This window comes from Tenacibaculum amylolyticum, from assembly GCF_964511145.1.
In the GTDB taxonomy this organism is placed as follows: Bacteria; Bacteroidota; Bacteroidia; order Flavobacteriales; family Flavobacteriaceae; genus Polaribacter; species Polaribacter amylolyticum.
Genome location: NZ_CAZEFZ010000033.1, coordinates 1 through 24,267, shown reverse-complemented (window position 1 = coordinate 24,267; position 24,267 = coordinate 1). Strand labels below are relative to the sequence as shown.

The 24,267-nt window shown below is 31.9% G+C and carries 25 protein-coding genes and 1 riboswitch; of the genes, 20 read left to right on the top strand and 5 right to left on the bottom strand.

Annotation, left to right across the window (positions count from 1 at the left end; translation table 11 throughout):
- Positions 1-169: 169 nt before the first annotated feature.
- The 20 genes from ACKTTC_RS11230 (at position 170) to metF (ending at position 20,356) form a co-directional block, all read left to right on the top strand.
- On the top strand, positions 170-592 hold the full coding sequence (locus ACKTTC_RS11230; protein ID WP_408039922.1) for an OsmC family protein: 423 nt from the start codon (positions 170-172) through the stop codon (positions 590-592).
- Positions 589-1,755, top strand: coding sequence for an O-succinylhomoserine sulfhydrylase (locus tag ACKTTC_RS11225; protein WP_408039921.1), 1,167 nt, complete (start codon positions 589-591; stop codon positions 1,753-1,755). The genes ACKTTC_RS11230 and ACKTTC_RS11225 overlap by 4 nt, the downstream gene beginning before the upstream one ends.
- Before the next feature lie 28 nt (positions 1,756-1,783).
- Positions 1,784-2,191, top strand: coding sequence for an RrF2 family transcriptional regulator (locus ACKTTC_RS11220; RefSeq protein WP_408039920.1), 408 nt, complete (start codon positions 1,784-1,786; stop codon positions 2,189-2,191).
- A 186-nt stretch (positions 2,192-2,377) separates the two neighbouring features.
- A complete protein-coding gene (locus ACKTTC_RS11215; protein ID WP_408039919.1) occupies positions 2,378-2,632 on the top strand; it encodes a DUF2061 domain-containing protein in 255 nt (84 codons plus the stop codon).
- Entirely contained in the window at positions 2,629-3,252 is a 624-nt protein-coding gene (locus tag ACKTTC_RS11210; RefSeq protein ID WP_408039918.1) for a phosphoadenosine phosphosulfate reductase domain-containing protein, read from the top strand. Before ACKTTC_RS11215 ends, ACKTTC_RS11210 begins: the two co-directional genes overlap by 4 nt.
- 11 nt (positions 3,253-3,263) lie before the next feature.
- Positions 3,264-4,169, top strand: a complete 906-nt coding sequence (gene cysD / locus ACKTTC_RS11205) for a sulfate adenylyltransferase subunit CysD (RefSeq protein ID WP_408039917.1) — start codon at positions 3,264-3,266, stop codon at positions 4,167-4,169.
- A gap of 90 nt (positions 4,170-4,259) precedes the next feature.
- Positions 4,260-5,507: a sulfate adenylyltransferase subunit 1 gene (locus ACKTTC_RS11200; RefSeq protein ID WP_408039916.1), complete on the top strand. Its 1,248-nt coding sequence runs from the start codon at positions 4,260-4,262 to the stop codon at positions 5,505-5,507.
- A gap of 11 nt (positions 5,508-5,518) precedes the next feature.
- Entirely contained in the window at positions 5,519-5,866 is a 348-nt protein-coding gene (locus tag ACKTTC_RS11195) for a 4Fe-4S dicluster domain-containing protein (protein ID WP_408039915.1), read from the top strand.
- 15 nt (positions 5,867-5,881) lie between these two features.
- On the top strand, positions 5,882-7,984 hold the full coding sequence (locus ACKTTC_RS11190) for a nitrite reductase (protein ID WP_408039914.1): 2,103 nt from the start codon (positions 5,882-5,884) through the stop codon (positions 7,982-7,984).
- Between the two features lie 11 nt (positions 7,985-7,995).
- Positions 7,996-8,763 carry a uroporphyrinogen-III C-methyltransferase gene (cobA, locus tag ACKTTC_RS11185; RefSeq protein WP_408039913.1) on the top strand — a complete coding sequence of 256 codons (768 nt, stop codon included), beginning with the start codon at positions 7,996-7,998 and terminating at the stop codon, positions 8,761-8,763.
- Positions 8,763-9,344 (top strand): precorrin-2 dehydrogenase/sirohydrochlorin ferrochelatase family protein, encoded by a 582-nt coding sequence (locus ACKTTC_RS11180; RefSeq protein WP_408039912.1) that lies wholly within the window; start codon positions 8,763-8,765, stop codon positions 9,342-9,344. The genes cobA and ACKTTC_RS11180 overlap by 1 nt, the downstream gene beginning before the upstream one ends.
- Positions 9,345-9,350: 6 nt before the next feature.
- Positions 9,351-10,406 carry an NAD(P)/FAD-dependent oxidoreductase gene (locus ACKTTC_RS11175; RefSeq protein WP_408039911.1) on the top strand — a complete coding sequence of 352 codons (1,056 nt, stop codon included), beginning with the start codon at positions 9,351-9,353 and terminating at the stop codon, positions 10,404-10,406.
- Entirely contained in the window at positions 10,406-10,738 is a 333-nt protein-coding gene (locus ACKTTC_RS11170) for a 2Fe-2S iron-sulfur cluster-binding family protein (RefSeq protein WP_408039910.1), read from the top strand. The genes ACKTTC_RS11175 and ACKTTC_RS11170 overlap by 1 nt, the downstream gene beginning before the upstream one ends.
- Positions 10,739-10,763: 25 nt before the next feature.
- Positions 10,764-11,486, top strand: coding sequence for a serine O-acetyltransferase EpsC (gene epsC, locus ACKTTC_RS11165; protein ID WP_408039909.1), 723 nt, complete (start codon positions 10,764-10,766; stop codon positions 11,484-11,486).
- Between the two features lie 11 nt (positions 11,487-11,497).
- The gene (cysM, locus tag ACKTTC_RS11160; protein ID WP_408039908.1) at positions 11,498-12,385 is read left to right on the top strand and encodes a cysteine synthase CysM; all 888 of its coding nucleotides are present in this window, start codon (positions 11,498-11,500) and stop codon (positions 12,383-12,385) included.
- A 164-nt stretch (positions 12,386-12,549) separates the two neighbouring features.
- Positions 12,550-13,122: a guanylate kinase gene (gene gmk / locus ACKTTC_RS11155; protein WP_408040039.1), complete on the top strand. Its 573-nt coding sequence runs from the start codon at positions 12,550-12,552 to the stop codon at positions 13,120-13,122.
- A gap of 537 nt (positions 13,123-13,659) precedes the next feature.
- The gene (locus tag ACKTTC_RS11150) at positions 13,660-15,231 is read left to right on the top strand and encodes a T9SS type A sorting domain-containing protein (protein ID WP_408039907.1); all 1,572 of its coding nucleotides are present in this window, start codon (positions 13,660-13,662) and stop codon (positions 15,229-15,231) included.
- A 208-nt stretch (positions 15,232-15,439) separates the two neighbouring features.
- Positions 15,440-15,541, top strand: a riboswitch (SAM riboswitch).
- Positions 15,542-15,616: 75 nt separating this feature from the next.
- Positions 15,617-16,627: a homocysteine S-methyltransferase family protein gene (locus ACKTTC_RS11145; RefSeq protein WP_408039906.1), complete on the top strand. Its 1,011-nt coding sequence runs from the start codon at positions 15,617-15,619 to the stop codon at positions 16,625-16,627.
- Positions 16,620-19,283: a methionine synthase gene (metH, locus tag ACKTTC_RS11140; RefSeq protein WP_408039905.1), complete on the top strand. Its 2,664-nt coding sequence runs from the start codon at positions 16,620-16,622 to the stop codon at positions 19,281-19,283. Before ACKTTC_RS11145 ends, metH begins: the two co-directional genes overlap by 8 nt.
- A 116-nt stretch (positions 19,284-19,399) precedes the next feature.
- Positions 19,400-20,356 (top strand): methylenetetrahydrofolate reductase [NAD(P)H], encoded by a 957-nt coding sequence (gene metF, locus ACKTTC_RS11135; protein WP_408040038.1) that lies wholly within the window; start codon positions 19,400-19,402, stop codon positions 20,354-20,356.
- Positions 20,357-20,500: 144 nt separating this feature from the next.
- Here metF and ACKTTC_RS11130 read toward each other — a convergent pair whose 3' ends face one another.
- The 5 genes from ACKTTC_RS11130 to ACKTTC_RS11110 form a co-directional block, all read right to left on the bottom strand.
- Positions 20,501-21,034: an N-acetyltransferase gene (locus tag ACKTTC_RS11130; RefSeq protein WP_408039904.1), complete on the bottom strand. Its 534-nt coding sequence runs from the start codon at positions 21,032-21,034 to the stop codon at positions 20,501-20,503.
- Complete coding sequence (locus ACKTTC_RS11125) at positions 21,034-21,525, bottom strand: peroxiredoxin family protein (protein ID WP_408039903.1); 492 nt, start codon at positions 21,523-21,525, stop codon at positions 21,034-21,036. Before ACKTTC_RS11125 ends, ACKTTC_RS11130 begins: the two co-directional genes overlap by 1 nt.
- Before the next feature lie 293 nt (positions 21,526-21,818).
- Positions 21,819-22,730, bottom strand: a complete 912-nt coding sequence (locus ACKTTC_RS11120; RefSeq protein WP_408039902.1) for a hypothetical protein — start codon at positions 22,728-22,730, stop codon at positions 21,819-21,821.
- Between the two features lie 4 nt (positions 22,731-22,734).
- Entirely contained in the window at positions 22,735-23,379 is a 645-nt protein-coding gene (locus tag ACKTTC_RS11115) for a hypothetical protein (protein WP_408039901.1), read from the bottom strand.
- Between the two features lie 68 nt (positions 23,380-23,447).
- Complete coding sequence (locus ACKTTC_RS11110) at positions 23,448-23,795, bottom strand: hypothetical protein (RefSeq protein ID WP_408039900.1); 348 nt, start codon at positions 23,793-23,795, stop codon at positions 23,448-23,450.
- Positions 23,796-24,267 lie beyond the last annotated feature (472 nt).

Sequence of the window (24,267 nt, the reverse complement as noted above, 5' to 3'; positions counted from 1 at the left end):
TTCGAAGTCTTGATTTTTGTTTCTTTTCATCAAGGAAAAGAAAGAGGAATTAGTTGTTTGTTTTATTCTAATAAGAATCTTAAAAACAGAAGAGCATAAAAGTCTTTTCTCTTTCATCTATAAACGTAACGATCTAATCTCTCAATAAAAAGAACCAAAAAATAGAAAAATGAATATTCAGTTAACAAACTATAATAAGCACTTAGTGTTTGAAGCAAAAAACCAAACAGGTTATTCACTATTGGTAGGAAAAAGCAATACAGAGACTTCTGTAAATGCAATTAGACCAATGGAGTTAATGCTGGTGAGTTTAGCAAGCTGCAGTAGTATAGATGTGGTAAAGATTTTAAACAAACAACGCATTTTCGATTTCGATTATAAAGTATCTATAGATGCAGAAAGAAAAACAGACGAAGTACCGTCTATTTTTAAGGAGATTACAATTACTTATAGTTTCGAAGGAGATATTAGTGATATTAAAATTAAAAAAGCAACAAGTTTAGCTTTAGAAAAGTACTGCTCTGTAGCCAAAATAATAGAACAAACAGCAAAGATCAATTATAAGATCATTTTAAATCAAGAAGAAATATGAGTCAGCATTTCGAAACAGAAGCAATAAGAATTCAAACAGAAAGATCGCAATTTTCTGAGCATTCAACTCCTTTATATTTAACATCAAGTTTTGTTTTTGAAGATGCAGAAGAAATGAGAGCTTCTTTTGCAGAAGAAAAACAGCGTAACTTATACAGTAGGTTTTCGAATCCAAATACTACAGAATTTGTAGACAAAATTGTAGCAATGGAAGGAGCTGAGGCTGGCTATGCTTTTGCTACTGGAATGGCAGCTGTATTTTCAACATTTGCAGCACTACTAAATACTGGAGACCATATTGTTTCATCACGATCAGTTTTTGGATCTACACATAGTTTGTTTACCAAGTATTTACCTAAATGGGGAATTGAAACCAGCTATTTTAAAGTAAACGAGTTAGAGAAAATAGAAAGTTTAATTCAACCAAATACTAAAATTTTATATGCGGAGTCGCCTACGAATCCAGCGGTAGATATTTTGGATTTAGAAGTATTAGCAAGTATTGCTAAAAAACATAAGCTATTACTAATTATAGACAATTGCTTTGCAACACCTTATTTACAGAATCCAATAAAATTTGGAGCAGATTTGGTAATTCACTCAGCAACAAAGTTAATAGACGGACAAGGAAGAGTTTTAGGTGGAGTAACAGTAGGAAAAGCTGAATTAGTAAAAGAGATTTATCTGTTTTCTAGAAATACAGGACCTGCAATGTCTCCTTTTAATGCTTGGGTGTTGTCCAAAAGTTTAGAAACATTGGCGTTAAGAGTAGACAAACACTGTGAAAATGCATTGAAAATAGCACAATTTTTAGAAGGACATCCAAAAATTAATGTAGTCAAATACCCTTTTTTACCATCACATCCACAATATACAGTAGCAAGAAAACAAATGAAGTTAGGAGGGAATATTATTGCTTTTGAAATAAAAGGGGGTATAGCAGCTGGACGTAAATTTTTAGATAAAATTCAATTATGCTCATTATCAGCTAATTTAGGAGATTCAAGAACAATTGTTACACATCCAGCTTCTACAACACATAGTAAATTAAGCGAAGAAGACAGATTAGAAGTAGGTATAACAGACGGATTAGTAAGGTGTTCTGTAGGATTAGAAAACACAAATGATATAATAAACGATTTAAACCAAGCACTAGGAGATTAATTAATAATAGAAAGTATATATTTGTATTATGCTTTCTAAAAAGACAAAATACGGGATTAAAGCGCTAACTTTTATTGCAAGACAAGAAAAAGGAGTTAAGGTTCAAATAGCTACCATAGCTGAAAGCGAAAATATTTCTCATAAATTTTTAGAAAGTATATTACTTACCTTAAGAAAATCTGGAATCTTAGGAGCTAAAAAAGGTAAAGGCGGAGGTTATTATTTACTGCAAGAAGCAGAAGATGTACAAATGACTAAAGTAATTAGAACTTTAGAAGGACCAATTGCAATGGTACCTTGTGTTAGCTTAAACTTTTATGAAAAATGTGACGATTGTCCTGATGAAGAACAATGTTCCGTTCATAAATTAATGATTCAAGTACGTGATAATACGCTAAATGTATTAAGAAATACAACGCTTGCAGACTTAGTATAAAGGTTTTTAAAACAGAATTTTACTTGGCTTTTAGAGACTCGTTATTCTCCAAAATTTATTAGAATAAAAAACACAAATATTACGATACTGTTAATTTTTTGAGTTTTACTTTGATATTAAATTTATGTACATATATTTGTTGTGAATAAAAACCTACTAATCCGATAGGGTAAATAAGTTTTTAAAATGATTATAGAACAAGTATTAGAAAATAAAACGAATTATAAAGAAGATAAACATTCCGAAAAACCTATCAGGAGCATAGTGAAATCGATAAGTTGGAGAGCAGTAGGAACTATAGATACCATATTAATTTCTTGGATAATTACAGGACAAGTAAATACAGCATTATCAATAGGAGCTATAGAATTAATAACAAAAATGATACTCTACTTTTTTCATGAGAGAGTTTGGAATAATATAAAATGGGGTAAGAAATGAGCCTAGAAACATTAGACATAACAAAAATTAATACCGAGTTAAAAAGTAAAACACCAGAAGAGATTGTGAAGTGGGCTTTATCAGTAGCTCAGAAACCAGTAATCACTACAAACTTTAGACCTTATGAAGGAGCAATTCTGAATTTAGTAGTATCTGAAGCTGCAGATATCAAAGTAATATGGTGTGATACAGGGTATAATACACCGCAAACTTATAGGCATGCAGAAGAATTGATTGAAAAATTAAAGTTGAATGTCCAATTATATGTTCCAAAGCAAACAGTAGCACATAGAGATATTGTTTTAGGACTACCAATAGTAAACGATCCCAATCACAAGGTGTTTACAGAACAAGTAAAACTAGAACCGTTTAAACGTGCTATGCAAGAACATCAACCAGATGTTTGGTTTACAAATTTAAGAAAAGGGCAAACTGCTTTTAGAGATAGTATCGATGTGGTATCAGTAAGTAAAGATGGAGTTTTAAAAGTAAGTCCGTTTTACAATTATTCAGATGAAGAATTAGATGCGTATTTAGAAAAATTTGACATACCAAATGAATTCAAATACTTCGATCCAACCAAAGTGGAGAACAATAGAGAATGTGGTTTACATATTTAAAAAATAGCATAATGAATACGAATGTACTAAGAGTAGGAGCGCTAGAAAGTGAAGCAATATACATACTAAGAGAAGTAGTAGCACAATTTGAAAAACCAGTATTATTATTTTCTGGAGGAAAAGATAGTATCACATTGGTAAGATTAGCTCAAAAAGCGTTTTACCCAGCAAAAATACCTTTTCCATTATTGCATATAGATACAGGACATAATTTCCCTGAAACAATTGAATTTAGAGATCGATTAGCAGAAGAATTAGGAGTAGAATTAATTGTTCGTAATGTACAAGACAATATCGATGCTGGTAAAGTGAAAGAAGAAACTGGAAAATATGCAAGTAGAAATATTTTACAAACTGAAACTTTATTAGATGCTATTGAAGAATTTGGTTTTGATGCCTGTATTGGAGGTGCCCGAAGAGATGAGGAAAAAGCAAGAGCGAAAGAACGTATTTTTTCTGTAAGAGACGATTTTGGACAATGGGATGAAAAAAATCAACGACCAGAATTATTCGATATGTTGAATGGTAATATAGATCTTGGACAAAATGTACGTGTTTTTCCAATTTCTAACTGGACAGAATTAGATGTATGGTCCTACATTCAGCAAGAAGCAATAGAAATACCATCCATTTATTTCGCACACAAAAGAGATACATTTTTACGAGATGGTTTAATCTGGTCTGTAAACGATGAAATTGTATACAGAGAGGAAGACGAACCTGTAGAAGAACGAACAGTAAGATTTAGAACCGTAGGAGATATGAGCTGTACCGCAGCCGTTATTTCAGAGGCAGATAATATAGCATCTGTAGTTTCGGAAATACGAGCTTCAAAAATTTCTGAAAGAGGCGCTCGAATAGATGATAAAAGATCTGAAGCAGCCATGGAAAAACGTAAACAACAAGGATATTTTTAAAACAAAAGTAAAGTTGAGTGTGAAGGCTGTAGGAAATGTTAATGGGGATTAAAAAATCTTACAGCCTAAAACTCGAAAAAAATATAAGTAATGAACGTACTAAAAATAGCAACTGCAGGAAGTGTAGACGACGGAAAAAGTACTTTAATTGGTAGAATATTATACGATACCAATTCATTAACAGAAGACAAATTACAAGCAATTGAAGAAAAGAGTAGACAAAGAGGATTTGATTATTTAGACTTTTCATTAGCAACAGACGGATTAGTAGCAGAGCGAGAACAAGGAATTACGATAGATGTAGCGCATATTTATTTTTCTACAGCTAAAACGAGTTTTATTGTTGCAGATAGTCCAGGACATATAGAATACACTAGAAATATGGTTACTGGAGCATCTAATTCTCAAGCAGCAATTATATTAGTTGATGCTAGAAATGGTGTGGTAGAACAAACCTATCGTCACTTTTTTATTAATAATTTATTACGAGTAAAAGAAGTTGTAATTGCAGTTAATAAAATGGATTTGGTGGATTATTCAGAAGAAAAGTTCAATCAGATAAAAGGAGAGATAGAGTATTTAGCGAAGAGAAGCGAATATAAAAATCAAAACTTAACGTTCATTCCTATTTCAGCATTGCATGGAGATAACGTGGTAAAATCTTCAAATAATATCTCTTGGTACGAAGGTAAAAGTTTGTTGAATTATTTAGAAGATTTACAATTCGAAGAAAAGGAAGAGATTGCTAAAGCTCGTTTCCCTATTCAAACAGTGATAAGACCTAAAACAGAAGAATATCACGATTATAGAGGATATGCTGGAAAATTATATGGTGGAAACTTAGTAGTTGGTGATAAAGTAACAGTGTTACCATCAGCTACAGAATCTATTGTTAAGAGTATTAATTTCTTCAATCAACAATATGATGAAGTACAAAGCGGAAGTTCTATCAGTATTACTTTAGAAGATGATGTAAATATAAGCAGAGGAGATATGTTGGTGAAAACGGGAGAAGAACCACAAATTGTAAAGCAATTAGAAGCTACAATCTGTTGGATGGATAAAACTCCTTTACAAGCCTCAGAAAAATATTATATAAAACATGGTATTAACGATGCACAAGTTAAAATAACCAGTTTAGAAAATATTATACACACAGATTTTTCAGGTGAAGATAAAAACCCTTCAAAACTTTCCCTTAATGAAATAGGGAAAGTAAACCTGAAAGTGAGTAAGCCTTTATTTATAGATAGTTACAAGGAGAATAGAGCAAATGGATCTTTCATTTTAATCAATCCAAAAACCAATAATACTTCGGGAGTTGGTTTCATAAATTAAACAGAAATGGTATGGCAATTATAATAACAGATGAATGCATCAATTGTGGTGCTTGTGAGCCAGAATGCCCAAATACGGCAATCTACGAAGGAGCGGAAGACTGGAATTATAGTCAAGGAACCTCTTTAGAAGGAAATATAGAATTATTAAACGGTACAAAAGTAAACGCTGAAGAAGACCAAGAACCTGTTTCAGACGAATACTATTTTATTGTTCCAGATAAATGTACCGAGTGTAAAGGATTTCACGAAGAACCACAATGTGCAGCAGTTTGTCCAGTAGATTGTTGTGTTCCAGATGAAGATCATGTAGAGACAGAAGAAGAATTATTAAGAAAACAAGAGTTTTTGCATAACTAAATAATAGGTAAGATCATGCAAAGTTTTAGAAGCGAAATAGAAAATCCCCTAGTAGAGAAAGATATCTTAGAATTAGAAAGAAAGATCAGACTCTTTAAAGAAGGTAGAGTAGACGAAGAACGTTTTCGTAGTTTGCGTTTAGCACGTGGAGTTTACGGACAAAGACAGCTAGGAGTTCAAATGGTACGTATTAAAATTCCATATGGAAAAGTTACCAGTGAACAATTACATAGAATAGCCGATGTTTCTGATGAATACTCTAGAGGAAGATTACATATAACCACACGTCAAGATATTCAAATTCATTATGTGAGTTTAGATCGAACACCAGAATTGTGGTCGCAATTAGAAAAAGACGATATTACATTAAGAGAAGCTTGTGGTAATGCAGTACGTAATATAACTGCTTCAGAAACTGCAGGAATAGATCGAAATGAACCTTTTGATGTAACACCGTATGCACATGCAACCTTTCAATTTTTCTTGAGAAATCCAATTTGTCAAGAAATGGGAAGAAAATTTAAAATGTCTTTTTCAGCTACAGATGAAGATACTGCAATAAGTTTTATGCATGATTTAGGTTTTATAGCAAAAACAAAAAATGTTGGAGGAACAGAAATTAAAGGGTTTAAAGTGTTACTAGCGGGTGGACTAGGATCGCAACCAAGGCACGCAGATGTAATGTATGAATTCTTAGAAACAGATTTATTAATCCCAACAATAGAGGGAGTTTTAAGAGTGTTCGATCGTTATGGAGAAAGAGCCAAAAGAGCGAAAGCACGTTTAAAATTCTTAGTAAAAGATCTTGGCTTAGATGGCTTTTTAACGTTGGTAGAAGAGGAAAAAAGAGCCTTAGCTTATCAATCATTTCCTATAGATACTATAGAATTTGAAAAAGATATTGTTTTTGAAACAGAGAATGTTCCAGCGGTAACTATTGAAGATGAGAAAGCATATGAAACTTGGAAAGAAACCAATGTGTTAGCTCAAAAGCAAGAAGGATTATTTGCTGTAGGAATCAAAGTACATTTAGGAGATTTTTATACAGACAAAGCAAGATTATTAGCAGATTTAGTTAAGAAATATGCGGCAAACGAATTACGATTCACATTACGTCAAAATATTTTAATACGTCATGTACGAGAAGCATTTTTACCATTTTTCTATACAGAACTTAAGAAATTAGGTTTTGCAGAAGAAGGATATAATAGCATAGTAGACATTACTGCTTGTCCAGGAACCGATACTTGTAATTTAGGAATTTCAAGCAGTACAGGAATTGCCGCAGAATTAGAACGTGTATTAAAAGCAGAATATCCACAATACATAAATAATAAAGAAGTAACCATTAAAATTAGTGGTTGTATGAATGCTTGTGGCCAGCATAATATGGCACACATAGGTTTCCAAGGAATGTCTATTAAATCAGGAAATTTAGTAGCTCCAGCTTTACAAATATTAATTGGAGGTGGAATTTTAGGAAACGGACAAGGGCGTTTTTCAGATAAATTGGTGAAAATTCCAAGTAAAAGAGGACCAGAAGCTTTACGAATTTTATTACACGATTTTGAATCGAATAGTAACGAAACTGAAGACTTCTTAGCGTATTACGATCGTCAAGGAAAAACTTACTTCTACGATTTGTTAAAACATTTATCAGATACCAAAAATTTAACGGAAGACGATTTCATTGATTGGGGACATGATAAAAATTATGTAAAAGCAATTGGTGTTGGAGAATGTGCTGGAGTTGTAATTGATTTAGTAGCGACTTTACTATTTGAAAGCGAAGAAAAAATAGAAAACGCAACAGAAGCTATTAAAGATAAACTATGGTCAGATAGTATTTACCATTCTTACGCGGCTATTGTAAATACAGCAAAAGCATTATTAACAGGAGAAGGCGCAAAAACAAATACCCATGCAAGTATCATCAACAATTTCGATGAGGTATTTGTAAGTACGGGAAAAGTAACTTTAGAAGGAACATTTGCAGATTTTGTATATCAAATCAATAAAAATGAGCCAACAGAGGAATTTGCAAAGCGTTATGCAGCGCAAGCAGCAGCGTTTTATAAACAAGTAGATATTTATAGAAAACAAGCCGTTGAAAGTTAAAATGAAGGAAGATGAATGTGCAACCAAAATTAACAGTAGTAGGAGCAGGACCAGGTGATGTAGAACTCATAACACTAAAAGCAATTAACGTTTTAAAAGAAGCAGATGTCGTATTATACGACGCTTTAGTAAACTCAGAATTGCTAAGTTATGTAAACCCAGAAGCAGAACTCATTTTTGTAGGAAAACGAAGAGGCTGTTACAGATACCAACAAGAACAAATCAATGAATTAATTGTGGCTAGAGGTCATACACATGGTCATGTAGTACGATTAAAAGGTGGCGATCCGTTTATTTTTGGAAGAGGAGCAGAAGAAATGGAATATGCAGCAGCTAACGGAATGCAAGTAGCAGTTGTACCAGGAATTTCTTCTTCGTTAGCAGTGCCAGCATATCAAAATATTCCACTTACAAAAAGAGGAAGCGCAGAAAGTTTTTGGGTTATTACAGGAACTACAAAAGAACATCAGCTATCTGGAGATGTAGCTTTAGCAGCTAAATCGAATGCAACGGTTGTCATTCTTATGGGAATGGGAAAACTTTCTCAAATCATTTCTTTATTCAAGCAAGAAGGAAAACAAGAATTACCAGTAGCCATTATTCAAAACGGAACAACACCGCAAGAAAAAATAGGTGTTGGAACGGTGGATACAATAGAGTCAGTAGTACAAGAGCAAAAATTAAGTAATCCGGCTATTATTGTGTTAGGAGAAGTTGTAAAACATCGAGCACAATTAGAAAAAATCCAAGAAGAAGTAGTTGTAAAAGATGTGGTGTAATGAGTACAGAAAGAAATAATTTATATCCTATTTTTTTAAAAACAGAACAATTAGAAGTATTAATTGTTGGAGGAGGATATGTAGCAGAAGAAAAACTAACATTTTTACTAAAATCGAGTCCAGATGCAAAAGTAACAATAGTAGCACCCATGTTTAGACAAGGAACTATTGAAGCAGCAATGAAAGGAGCGGTAAGTTTTGTAGAAGATGTTTATAAATCATCCTATTTAGAAGGAAAACATATTGTAATTGCTACTACAGACAAACCTAAGGTAAACATGCAAGTGTATTTAGACTGTAGATTGCAGAATAAATTAGTAAATGTAGCAGACAATCCACCGTATTGCGATTTTTATATGGGCGGAATTGTTACGAAAGGAAATGTAAAAGTGGCTATTTCTACAAATGGAAAATCACCAACAACAGCCAAGCGATTGCGACAGTTTTTTGAAGGGGTCATCCCAGATAAAATAGACAATCTGGTACAAAACTTAAACGAATACAGAAAAACAATAAAAGGAAACTTTGAAGAAAAAGTAGTAACCTTAAATGAGTTCACAAAGAGCTTAGTAGAAAAATAAAGAGTAATGATAGAAACAGATATATTAATTATAGGAGCAGGGCCAACAGGATTATTTACGGTTTTTGAAGCTGGATTGTTAAAATTACGCTGTCATTTAATAGATGCATTAGCACAACCAGGAGGACAATGTTCAGAAATTTATCCTAAAAAACCGATCTATGATATTCCAGCATATCCAGAAATTTTGGCAGGAGATTTAACTACAAAATTATTAGAGCAAGGAAAACAATTTCAACCAGGTTTTACATTAGGAGAACGTGCAGAAACCATAGAGAAACAAGAAGATGGAAGTTTTATTGTTACTACAAATAAAGGAACAAAACACAAAGCACCTGTAGTAGCAATTGCAGGTGGATTGGGAAGTTTTGAACCTAGAAAGCCACCTATCGAAAACATTGTTACTTTCGAAGATAAAGGTGTAGAATACATGATTAAAGAGCCAGAATTATATCGTGATAAAGATGTCGTAATAGCTGGAGGAGGAGATTCAGCTTTAGACTGGTCTATCTTTTTAACCGATGTAGCAAAATCAGTAACTTTAATTCATAGGAGAAATGAATTTAGAGGAGCTTTAGATTCTGTAGAAAAAGTACAAGAATTAAAGAATTTAGGAAAAATCAATTTAATTACGCCAGCAGAAGTAAAAGGAATTTTAGGAGAAGAGCATGTAACAGGTGTTGTAGTAGAGCAAAAAGATAAAGAGCCTTTTATCATAGATACAGATCATTTTATTCCATTATTTGGATTAGCTCCAAAATTAGGACCTATTGGAAATTGGGGGTTAGAGATTGAAAAGAATGCTATTAAAGTTGATAACTCATTAGATTATCAGACAAATATTCCTGGAATTTATGCGATTGGAGATGTAAATACCTATCCAGGAAAACTAAAATTAATCTTATGTGGATTCCATGAAGCTACATTAATGTGTCAAAGTGCTTATAAAAGAATTCATCCAGATAAAAAATATGTAATGAAATATACAACAGTGGGAGGTGTAGAAGGTTTTGATGGAACCAAAAAAGTAGCGCCAAAAGCTGTGGTAAAAGCTATTGAGTAATGCAAGAAGATGTTACATTAAAAATAACCGATAGAGAAGGTGTAATTCATGAAGTAGTTGCTCCGACAGATATGGCAATGAACATCATGGAAGTCGTTCGTTCATATGAATTGGCTCCAGAAGGAACTATTGGAATATGCGGAGGAATGGCAATGTGTGCTTCTTGTCAATGTTATATCAAATCAGATCATGAACTACCAGAAATGTCTGATGATGAAGATGCAATGTTAGCAGAAGCATTTGATGTACAAGATAATAGTAGGCTAGGATGTCAAATTCAAGTCACGCCAAAATTAGAAGGATTAGAAATAGAACTAGCACCAGAAAGTTAGTTATCTTTATATAAAAAGGTGAAAAATGCAATTCAATAATTACGATTTATCGCTAAAAGATGAGGTAGCATCATTTACTAAACAACTGTTTTATGCATTGTTTGATGATGCCTGTCAAGAAAAAGCAAATCACTTAAGAACACAGTTTTTAAAAATTTTAAACGGACTTTGTGTAGATAAAGCAGAAGAAATTTGGACCTATTATCAGCTATCTTTTTGCGAGATTAGAAGAACGTTAGATTTAGACGCCCAAGCTTTCGAAGCATCAGATCCAGCTTGTAAGAGTTTAGGAGAAGTGTATTTGGCATATCCAGGATTTCACGCAATTGCTGTTCATAGATTGAGTCATGAATTGTACAAAATTAATGTGCCTATTTTACCAAGAATGATGAGTGAATATGCACATGGACTTACAGGAGTCGATATTCACCCGGGAGCAACTATTGGAGAATCATTTTTTATAGATCATGCAACAGGAGTTGTAATTGGAGAAACAACAATTATAGAAAATAATGTAAGCATTTATCAAGGAGTAACACTAGGTGGAATTCAAGTAAAAAAAGAATTAGCCGAAGTAAAGCGGCATCCAACAATAGAAAGCAATGTTACTATTTATGCCAATGCAACAATTCTGGGAAATATTACGGTTGGAGAAAATACAACAATAGGAGCTAATGTGTGTATTACAAAATCTATAGAACCCAACTCAACAGTTATTTATAAATCACAGAACAGTATTTATACTTAAAAAAACAACAAATGAACGCAAAGAATATTACAGATTTTGTAGGGAATACGCCTTTAGTAGAAGCTACAAATATTATAAATAAAGAAAATGTACGCTTATTCTTAAAGTTAGAAGGTCATAATCCGGGAGGAAGTGTAAAAGATAGAGCTGCCTATTTTATGATTTCTGAAGCTTTAAAGAAGAAGAACATAAAAAAAGGAGATACTTTAGTAGAAGCGACTAGTGGAAATACTGGAATAGCATTGGCTTTAATGGCAAAGGTATTAGGTGTAAATATGGTATTAGTAATGCCAGAACATGCTACTGTAGAACGTGTAAAAACCATGAGAGCTTACGGAGCTGAAGTAATCTTAACGCCTTCTGAAGTAGGAATGGAAGGAGCGATAGATCATGCTTTAGAACTAAAATATAAAAAAGGATATTTCCGTTTAAATCAGTTCGATAATTTCGACAACCCAAAAGCGCATTATAGTACTACAGGTCCAGAAATTTGGAGAGATACAAACGGGCAAGTAACACATTTTGTTTCGGCAATGGGAACTACGGGAACAATAACTGGGGTTTCAGATTATTTAAAAGAGCAAAACGAAAATATTAAAATCATTGGAGTACAACCAAAAGAAGGTGCGCGTATTCCAGGGATAAGAAAATGGCCGGAAGAATATTTACCAGCTATTTTTAAAAGAGAAAAAATAGACCAAGTATTAGAAGTAACACAAGAAGAAGCTAAAGCAATGACGGTACGATTAGCACGTGAGGAAGGAATCTTTGCAGGAATGAGTAGTGGAGGAGCTGCAGCTTCTGCATTAAAACTAGCAGAAACCATTGATGAAGGAATCATTGTATCAATCATCTGCGATCGCGGAGATCGTTATTTATCATCAGATATTTTTCAGTAAAAGTTTGTCAGTTCGAGCGCAGTCGAGAACTATTGTTAGCTAAATATTAAATAGTACATATTACTATTGACAGTTATTTTATGAAAGTACATGAATTTATTATGTACTTTTTTTCTTATAATTTAGTTTCTTATACTTTTGCCAAAAGTAAACTTGAAAATAAAATGCAATTAAAAGAGAAAGTTGTCATTTTTTCAGCACCTTCAGGGGCAGGAAAAACAACAATAGTTAAACATTTACTTTCTGTGAATAAAGAATTAGTATTCTCAATTTCAGCTTGCAGCAGAGCTAAAAGGAATACTGAGGTTGATGGAGTAGATTACCATTTCTTGTCTGTTGAAAACTTTAAAAGAAAAATAAACGCGAAAGATTTTATTGAATGGGAAGAGGTTTATCAAGATAATTATTATGGGACTTTAAAATCTGAAGTAAAACGAATTTGGAAAGAGGGTAAAGTTATAATTTTTGACGTAGATGTTGTAGGAGGGATGAATTTGAAAAAATATTTTGGAAATAAATCTATTGCGATTTTTGTGAAAGCCCCATCTATAGAAGAATTAGAAAATCGTTTAAGAAATAGAAAGACAGAAACAGAGCTTACACTTCAAACAAGGTTGAATAAGGCTAGAAAAGAAATGGAATATGCTAAATATTTTGATATTGTATTGGTAAATGATCACCCAGAGACTTCTTGTAAAAAAGCAAAAACAATTATAGATTCATTTTTAGAAAAATAATCAAAATTGTCTGTTTAGTCACAACTAATAATTATTGAATAGTCAAAAAAAAAACAAACCAAAAGGTAGGGTTTTTTACAACTTAACTGTTTTATTTCTTTAGATAGTAAAATCGTTGTTGAAAAATACTATTAAAAAGAGATAAGAAGACTTTATATGAATAGTCTGACTTAGTTACTATTTATCGAGCAATTTCTTGAGTGTTGTCGAGAAAAGAGCAAAGGAGAGATTATTTTTTTAAGACTGTTACAAACAGTTTTAAACTACAACTTTTTTCGATATATGTTCAATCAAGTATGGTTGATTGCTCATTAAAAAAACCAGTATATCTTAGATACTGGTTTTTTGTTTTTAACAGCTATAAATTTTTACCAGTATACTTCCTCTATTTATAAATTAAAGTATACGACTTTCGACAAGTTTCTAATACCATTAAGAAACCGATTCCTTCCTTTTAGAAAGTGAATAGATATTTCATTCTATATACTCTTTAACATTGCACATAATTAATTTTTAACCCCGTAAATCTATTTTAAGATGAAACAACAAATGACAATTGTACTATTTTTCTATGCAATAATATTATCTGCATTTAATCCACCACCGTCAGCATATTCGCCATATTCTTTTCAGAATGGTAGTTTTGAAAATCTTCATCCTCTTCTCCCTAATTCTAGTGAACTTGATTTTTTTGTAACTAGAAGAGTTGGTCCAAGCTGGTTTGCTCATAAAGGAAAACCAAGAGTTTATTTTAACGGAGGTAATGCTCCTGTGTATACTTGTGGGCCATGTGGTAACGGTTCTAAATTTGCTTCTTTACAGTACAAGAACTGGGATGGTAAAAAAAAGGGAAGCGCTATGTTTATGTACTATCCTATGAAAGCTGGAGAAACATATAATTTAAAATTTGACTATAGAAAAAATACCGAAGGAACATTGTATATAATAGCAACGAATAGTGCAACAGCTAACTATGATGTAAGTAGTAATTTATTAGAAGAGTTAGAAAACTTTAATGGTAATTACTACGATGGATTACCATATTATGATCAAATGTTGGTAACCAAAGTATCTCAAAAAACAGAACCTAGATGGTCTGGTACCTCTTATGCAGCACCTCAAAGCCCAAATATTTCATTTACCCCAACGCAGGATTTTACACAATTGCTTTTTATTTTTCACTCACCAAACAATAATGAACGTAGTGAAATGTATTTAGATGCAGTTACGATGTCTGGAGCATTAAATCAATCAGGAAAAGTGAAAATGGTTGTAAATGGAAAGAATGCAGACACTCATCCAGGTGGGATTACTATTTGTAGTGGAGATCCTGTAATTTTAGATGGTAGAGGAACAGTTGATACTTCATTAGATCATAATGGAAGAATTCAACATTTTACAAGTGTATATTATTTCGATGCTAACGGAAATAAACATGAAACCACTAAATGGCATGACGGAGTGCCTTCTGGGAAAATGAACTTACAAGACCATTTTCAAATAACAGTCCCAGACAATAGTAATAGAACGTATTTTGTGAAATTAGCTATAAATTCTGGGCCTACGAATACTTGGATAGAAAAAGTAATGAGAGTAAAAGTAAAAGGAAAACCAGGATTTGGTTTTGGGAATTACTTAATAGCAGGATTAGGAGAACTTGTTTCAAGAAAAGTAATAGGATTATCCCCAAACACACAGTATGAATATAAATGGTATGAAGAAAATAGTACACAGGTTCTTAGTACAAGTGATAGAGTTTACATAAGAAAATATACAGAAGGAGTGTACCCTTACATTGTTGAAGTAACTGATTTAAGTACTGGATGTACAACAAAAAAAACAATAGAAGTAAATTATGTAGATACAGGTTCTGATGAAATTGATGACAGCATTGGATTTAAAGCATATCCTAATCCAGTAACAGGAGAGTTATTAATAAAGTCAGAAAGGAAAATAGATAAAATAGAATTATACTCCTTAGAGGGAAGAAGAGTAAAACAAAGTGTAGAAAACAACTTAAATGTTGAGGGTTTAAGAAAAGGAATTTACGTATTAAAAATATTCTCAGAAGGAAAGGTAATTAAAGAAACAAAAATTGTGAAAGATTAAACCATTGTTTAATTAAAAGGGAATTTCATTTTATTAATTTAATTAAAACTCACTTGACATTTATGTTAGGTGGGTTTTTTCTTGTTGTATAAGTAATAGAGAAGCTACTTTTAATTCATTAGAGTTATAAAAAATGAAAAGAAAACTAATAACTGTTGTAAATTAATAAATAATCAATAACTTTGCCTTTCAGTTCATTAACTTGTTATTGTTATCAAGAAAGGTGGAGGGAATAGACCCTGTGAAACCTTAGCAACCCTTTGTATTTACAAAGAAGGTGCTAAATTCTACTGTTAATTCTAGATTAAATATGAGTAACAGAGAGATAACCCAAGAGAAATTACTTCCTCTTTTCCTGATAACCTAACATATATTTTTATCAGGAATGTCAAACAACATATATTCAGAAATACAAAAAAGAGTTCTTGTACTAGATGGTGCAATGGGAACAATGCTACAGGATTTTAAATTCTCGGAAGAAGATTTCCGTGGAGAACGATTTAAAGATCATCCTAGTCCATTAAAAGGAAATAACGATTTATTATCAATAACTCAACCAGAAGCAGTCAAAGAAGTACATCGAAAATATCTAGCAGCTGGTGCAGATATTATTGAAACGAATACTTTTTCAGGAACAACAATTGCAATGGAAGATTACCAATTAGAAGATTTGGTATATGAGCTGAATTATGAATCTGCAAAAATAGCGAAAGAAGTAGCTGAAGAGTTCACAGCTAAAAATCCAGAAAAACCACGTTTTGTAGCTGGTTCTATTGGTCCAACAAATAGAACAGCAAGTTTATCACCAGACGTAAACAAACCAGAATATAGAGCAGTTACTTTCGATGAATTAAGAATTGCATATAAATTACAAGTAGAAGGTTTGTTAGATGGAGGTTCGGATGTATTATTAGTAGAAACAATTTTTGATACACTGAATGCCAAAGCCGCTTTATTTGCAATTGAAGAGGTAAAAGAAGAAAGAGAAATCGATATTCCAGTAATGGTATCTGGAACAATTACAGATGCCAGTGGTAGAACACTTTCAGGACAAACAGTAGAAGCGTTTTTAATTTCAATTTCCCATATTCCTTTACTAAGTGTTGGTTTTAATTGTGCATTAGGAGCAGAACAATTACAGCCTTATTTAAAAAGATTGTCTCATAATACAGACTTTTTTACTTCGGCACATCCTAATGCAGGATTACCAAATGCTTTTGGAGAATACGATCAAAGTCCAGAAGAAATGCAAGCCTTAGTTCAGAATTATTTAGAAGACGGATTATTAAATATTATAGGAGGTTGTTGCGGAACATCGCCAGCACACATAAAAGCAATAGCAGATGTAGCTGAAAAATACCAACCAAGAACTGTTTTAACATCACAATATGAGTAGATACCTAAAACTATCTGGTTTAGAACCTTTAATTGTTACTTCGGAAAGCAATTTTATCAATGTTGGAGAGCGAACTAATGTTACTGGATCAAGAAGATTTTTAAGATTAATTAAGGAAGAGAATTATGCAGAAGCATTAGAAGTTGCTCGAAACCAAGTAGAAGGAGGAGCACAAATTCTAGATGTAAATATGGATGAAGGAATGTTAGATGGCGTGCATGCTATGGTAACATTTTTAAACTTAATTGCTTCAGAGCCCGATATTGCTAGAATCCCAATTATGATAGACAGTTCTAAATGGGAAATAATAGAAGCAGGTTTACAAGTAGCACAAGGAAAATGTGTGGTAAATTCTATTTCTTTAAAAGAAGGAGAAGAAACATTTATTCATCAAGCAAAGTTGATTAAAAGATATGGTGCAGCAACAATTGTAATGGCGTTTGATGAGAAAGGGCAAGCAGACACCTATGAGAGAAGAATAGAAATTTGTGAGCGTTCTTATAGAATTTTAGTTGACGTTGTAAAATTTGCACCAGAAGACATCATTTTCGATCCCAATATTTTTCCAGTAGCTACAGGAATGGAAGAACATAGAAAGAATGCAATAGATTTCTTTAAAGCAACAAAATGGATACGAACTAATTTACCCTATGCAAGTGTTTCTGGTGGAGTTAGTAACGTGTCTTTTTCTTTCAGAGGGAATAATGCGGTACGAGAAGCAATGCATTCAGCATTTTTATATCATGCAATTCAACATGGAATGAATATGGGAATTGTAAACCCAGCTATGTTAGAAGTATATGATGATATTTCTAAAGATTTATTAGAGCATGTAGAAGATGTATTATTAGATCGTAGAGATGACGCAACAGAACGATTACTCGATTTTGCAGAAACCGTTAAAGGAATTAAAAAAGAAGATGCGACAAAACAACTAGCTTGGAGAGAGAAGGAATTGCAAGATCGTATTACGCATAGTTTAGTAAAAGGATTAGATAGTTTTATTGAAGAAGATGTAGAAGAAGCTAGGCAAACTGTTGTAAAACCTATTCAAGTTATAGAAGGGCATTTAATGACAGGAATGAACGTTGTTGGAGATTTATTTGGAAGTGGTAAAATGTTTTTACCACAAGTGGTGAAATCAGCACGTGTAATGAAAAAAGCAGTGGCTTATTTACAGCCTTATATCGAAGAATCTAAAGATTCTAATGTTTCTTCTGCTGGAAAAATATTAATGGCAACAGTAAAAGGAGATGTGCACGATATAGGGAAGAATATTGTGAGTGTGGTATTAGGTTGTAATAATTATGAAATTGTAGACTTAGGAGTAATGGTGCCACCAGAAAAAATCATCGAAGTGGCTAAGAAAGAAGAAGTAGATGTTATAGGATTAAGTGGTTTAATAACACCTTCGTTAGATGAAATGGTGTATTTAGCTAATGAAATGGAAAAGGAAGATATGAATATTCCTTTGTTAATTGGAGGAGCAACAACTTCGAAAGCACATACTGCTGTTAAAATTGCGCCGAAATATGGGAATTCTGTGGTACATGTAAACGATGCATCGAGAGCGGTTACAGTGGTAGGAAACTTATTACAGGAAAATAATAAGATTTTTAAAGATCAATTACGAAGCGAGTATGATAAGTTTAGAGATCAGTTTTTGAATAGAACGAAACAGAAAAATTATGTGCCCCTAGAAAAAGCAAGAGAAAATAAATTTAAAATAGATTGGAATACAACTGAGATTGTTGAGCCAAATACATTAGGAATTCAAGTTATTGAAAGTCTAGATTTAAAAGTCTTGCTAGATTATATCGATTGGAGTCCTTTCTTTAGGTCTTGGGATTTACACGGAAAATTCCCAAATATATTAACAGATGAGATTGTTGGAAAACAGGCTTCAGAATTATATGAAGATGCAAAAGTATTATTGGCAAAAGTTTTAGATCAAAGATTATTAAAAGCAAAAGCTGTTTTTGGACTATTTCCAGCGAATGCTACAGAAGATGATATTGAAGTGTACGATGTCGAAGGAAATCACTCAACCACTTTTCTAACGCTACGTCAGCAGTTAAAGAAAAAAGAGGGAGTACCTAATATTGCTTTAGCGGATTTTATCGTACCAAAAACTACAGGAAAACAGGATTACGTAGGCTGTTTCTGTGTTACTGCTGGTTTTGGAACAGAAAAACTAGCAGCCGATTTTGAAAAACAAAACGATGATTATAATTCAATTATGATTAAAGCATTGGCAGATCGATTAGCGGAAGCATTTGCAGAATATTTGCATAAAGAAGTACGAACTAAACATTGGGGATATGCAGCCAGCGAAAACTTATCTAATGAAGAACTTATAAAAGAGACATATAAAGGAATTCGTCCCGCACCAGGATATCCAGCTTGTCCAGATCATTTAGAGAAAAATACAATTTGGGAGTTGTTACAAGTAGAAGAAAGGATAGGAGTAAAACTTACAGAAAGTTTAGCAATGTGGCCAGCAGCAAGTGTATCTGGATACTACTTCGGAAATCCTGAAGCGAAATATTTTGGATTGGGAAAAATTAAAGAAGATCAATTAAAAAATTATAGAACAAGAAGAGGGATTTCTCTAGAAGAAGCAAAAAAATGGTTAAGTCCAATAATTGCCGATTAAAATAAATTATTGAAGTAAAGTTAAAATAAACTAAATACGTCATTACGAACAAAGTGAAATAATCTATTTCAAAAGGTTGTTATACTTCACTTACAATGACAATTAAAAGTAGTATTGTGAAAGTTACAGAACACATAGCACAGTCAAAAGGAAAAACAAGATTCTCATTTGAAATCTTACCACCATTAAAAGGTCAACATATAGATTCTATTTTTAATAATATAGATCCATTAATGGAGTTCAATCCACCATTTATAGATGTAACCTATCATAGAGAAGAATATGTATATCAAGAATTAGATAATGGATTATTAAAAAAGAAAATTGTTAAAAAACGTCCAGGTACAGTAGGAATTTGTGCGGCTATTCAAAATAAATATAATGTAGATGCAATTCCACATGTATTATGCGGAGGTTTTTCTAAAGAAGACACTGAGAACTTTTTAATAGACTTAGATTTTTTAGGAATCGATAATGTAATGGCGTTGAGAGGAGATGCTGTAAAAAGCGAGATTTATTTCAAACCAGAGAAAGACGGGCATAAGTTTGCAAATGAATTAGTAGATCAAATAGAAAACTTAAATCAAGGGAAATATTTAGATAAAGATTTGCAGAATACATCATGCACAGATTTTTGTGTTGGAGTAGCAGGATATCCTGAAAAACACATGGAAGCTCCAAGTTTAGAATCAGATATTCATTTCTTAAAAAAGAAAATTAAACAAGGGGCAGATTATATTGTTACGCAAATGTTTTTCGATAATCAAAAGTATTTTGAATTTGTTGAAAAGTGTAAAAGTGAAGGAATTACTGTTCCTATAATTCCAGGTCTAAAACCAATTTCTACCAAAAAACAATTAAACCTTATTCCACACAGATTTAAAGTAGATTTACCAGATGATTTGGTAATGGCAGTTGTAAAAGCAAAAGACAATACAGAAGTACGACAAATTGGAATTGAATGGTGTATCGCTCAAAGTAAAGAGTTGATAAAAAAAGGAGTTCCTTTTTTACATTATTATTCTATGGGAAAATCAGATAATATTAAAAGTATAGCTAGCGAGATATTCTAAAAATATGCAAACAAAAACTCCTTAATTATGAATGCTATATATAGTTAAGGAGTTCAACTTTCAAATTATAGTAGAAAATTTGGGTTGCTTGTTAAAATACTATACTGAATTGTTTCAGCATATTATGTTTACAGTCTTTAAAGATTATTCAATAATATCTTTCCAGTGATTGTCTCTATTTTTAACAGCTTTTATATACGAACACATAGCAACAGCTTTATGACCTTCTTCGGTTAATTTTTCAAAAGTTTTTAAAACGAGTTCTTTACCAATTCCCTGTCCTCTTAAGTTATAAGGAACTTCGGAATGTGTAAGGTACATTTTACCGTCTTTTAATACATAATCTACTCTAGCTTCTTCACCGTTAATATCGAGCGTATATTTTTGCTGTTCTTTGTCGTGTTTTAAATCTAACATACTTGGTATTAATTTATGCATCCATTTTAAGAGTTCTTCTTTACGTGGATTGCGGAGTTTCTTTTTTCCAATAGTAATAGTTGGAAAGTTTAATTTATGATTTTCATAAAGATTACGCAACTCATTTGCATAAGTTGCATATAATTGCACATCTAAAAATTGATAAGGCAATCCAATACCATCAAGAAACTCTATATAGTATTGAGTTTTATGACAGTCTTTAGTTCCGTATAATTTAATTATAGGAATATTTCTCAGCATTAGTGAATACTTTTTAAAACCTTTATCGCAGCATCTACATTCAAATGGAAATCCGCAAAGATTACATTATCATGCTGATCTATGAAGATAAACCAAGGAGTACCTCCAGTTCTATAATTTTGCATGATATTAGAACGAGATTTGTCGTCATCACCTGCATCATGGCCAAAAGGTATTTTTAAATCATATTTCTTTTGAGTTTCTAACATTTTCTCATAAGTGTTAGCTTCAAATCCTTCAAATACTGTTTGCACAGCTAAAAAGACTACTTTGTCGTTGTCTTGTAAAGCATCCACCATCTTTTTTAAATTAGGTAAACCCGCACTATGGCAACCTGGACACCAACTTTGAAAGCAATAAATAACTTTAAACTTACCTTCAAAATCAGCTAATTTTATTTCATCTGTTTTATTTCCATTAGCATCTACCCAGTTTTTTACATGAAATTCTGGCGCTTTAAATGTTCTGTTTTCTATGGTTTCTGTACTCATATCTTTATTTTTTTAGTGAAAGGAACACAGTATTAATTTGAAGCGGAGTAAAAGTGAGGAGTTAAAGCAGGTAATTAAATTAGTTTGCAAGAACTAGAATTTAATAAAATTGGTTCAATAAAAGCTTTAAGCAACCTCACTTAGTATTATACAACTATACGCTTTCGTGTTTTCTTTACTTTTATTACGATACAAAGGTACAGCCACACGCTTCCAAAAGGCTTATGCATATTTCCTCACTTTTTGTACTTTTTGCTCATAGGAAATAAAATAAACTGTATTTAAAAAAATAATTAGAACTTTATGCTAGATTCTTTTATAAAGAAAGTTTTAAGTGAATATAAGTTATGGGAAATCTTTTGATGAATAATTGTCCATTCTTTATTGGTAATAAAGAAGCCTAATATGAGTATAAATAAAATTTGAAAATCATATAACATCATAAAAATGGCAATCCCTAAATGTAGGAGCGCTGCAGCTATTAAAAGTAAAAACTTGAATCTTTTATTCCAAACTAAGAAAGGGAAAAATAATTCTATAATAACAGCTCCATATGTTGTTAGTGTAACAAAGAATCCATTTTTAACTAAAGCAACATTCCAAGGTGTACCTCGAAATCTTTCAGATCCTAAAATATAATAAGTGGCTACACCATTAAACCAAACATCAGCGTTAATTTTATGTAGTGCTGATACTAAGTAAACTAAACAAAAATGAAAGCAAAGTGAGTAACCACCTAAATTTGAGAGCAAGTTTCCTATTTGCCTAGAATATTCACTTTTATATTTTAATGGGGTAATGCTGTATTTAGAATAGCTATCAATAAAAATGAAATATAAAATAGCAAACTTTAGAATATTGTCACCTCCATTTAAGGTAATCCATGCTAGATTTTGAGTTATTTCAATACAAATAAATAAGAAGAATACAGTAATTCTTTTTCCTATTCCTAAGAGAAATAATAATATTAATAGAATATATATACTATAGAATACATTAAAATTCTCTCTAACTAAGTGAGTGTTTATATTAAAGGTTTCTAAAAAAGGAGATAGATTAGGATATGCAAAAGAATTTCCTTTGTAAATAATATCATTAAATTGCCACATTATAATAATATCTTTTAATAGGTAAATACAAATAAATACTCTAAAAAAAGGAGCGTAAAAACTAAATCTATTCTCTTGAAGTAATTTATCAATCATTCTGTTAAAAATTTATTTTATCGCTTTTGAAGATTAAATTATCCAATGATTTTTTAGGGGCTTCTAATTCGTTTCTATCTGCAAACTTTGGCATATTAGATTGAACAATTTCTATGGTTAAAAAATAATCTTTAATATTTAAATTATTTTTCTTGGCAACAAACTCGGCGTATTTTTTTAATGTGCTAAAGTTGTTAGAAGATTGCACGTAGTTTTTCTCTCTTTCAATAATGTTCATTCTGTTTTTAAGAGAATCAAAGGGTGTTTTTTTATCATATTCAATCTTTTGGTTAATAGTAACTAAACCACTACTAATACTATTTAACGTGTTAGATAGTATATAGTCTAAAATATCTTCAGAAGAATTAAAAGGAGCTCTTGCGCTTTTCTTTTCTTGTAGTGTTTCCATTACTTCAAAGGTGTATGCTTTAGTTGAATCTTTTTTCGAATGAAAAGTGTAGTATAATCGATCATTATAATCTGGTGGAGGAGCAAAGAACCCCCATTTTTGAAAAAAGAAAATGTCGAAAGCTTGTTCCTGCTTTAATAGAGATATTTTTATATAGTTATTAGGACTTACATAAATAATTGTACATAGCCAATAAATAGAAAATATACCGACGATGAAATAAGGGAGTGTTTTTTTCATTGTTTCGATGTTTAAGGGGTAATTATTTTATGTAAAGAACTTTTAATTACCCCTTGAAATCATAAAGATTAATTTAACAATCTAAGTTTTAAGCTTTGTAAAGCTCTTGTTTGATCATCATCTGGATCTTCATCTTGATCAGGAGGATTGTCGCCACCTATAAGTCTTCTAGTTCTTAAACGTGCTGTAGCTCTTGCTGTTTGCCTTACAACTTGTCTTGTAGCTACTCTAGTAACGACAAGTGCTACTGCTGTGGGAGTGGCTACAGATTGATCAGCTTGTTCATAATCAGTTGAAATGGTGTATTGAATATTTTTCGAATCACCATAAAGCTCTTCCGATGAGTTACTGAAACTCATTAGAGTAAAAATTAAGGTTCCTAAGGCTATTACTCCTAAAGATTTAATTTTTTTCATAATTAATTTGGTTTGATAGTTATTGCCTACTCTTTTCGGTTTTCGGCTGCCCCAGTTATTTACACAAAATGTTATTAATACACGAACATTTCTCTAAGCTAGAAGAGAATGAAAAGATTTTTATGTAATAGGCATTTAGATAAATTATAAAGTCAGTTAGCTTTTTAAAAGCTTTGATATTTCTTTTTGATTAATCTAAAAAGTGTAGTACAAGAGAATTTCAGTAAGCAGTAATTTCATTTCGGGGGTATTCTTTATACTACTTCAAAAGTATAAATCAGTTATTGAATATTAAAATTTTTTGTTAATTTTTTAGTTTAAATATGTTTTTTTAACAATAATACTAAGGGTATATGAGTTGTGATAACTAAAGAACATAAAAAAACCTTGATAAAAATATCAAGGTTTTTATGGTGGTGCCTCCAGGAATCGAACCAGGGACACAAGGATTTTCAGTCCTTTGCTCTACCAA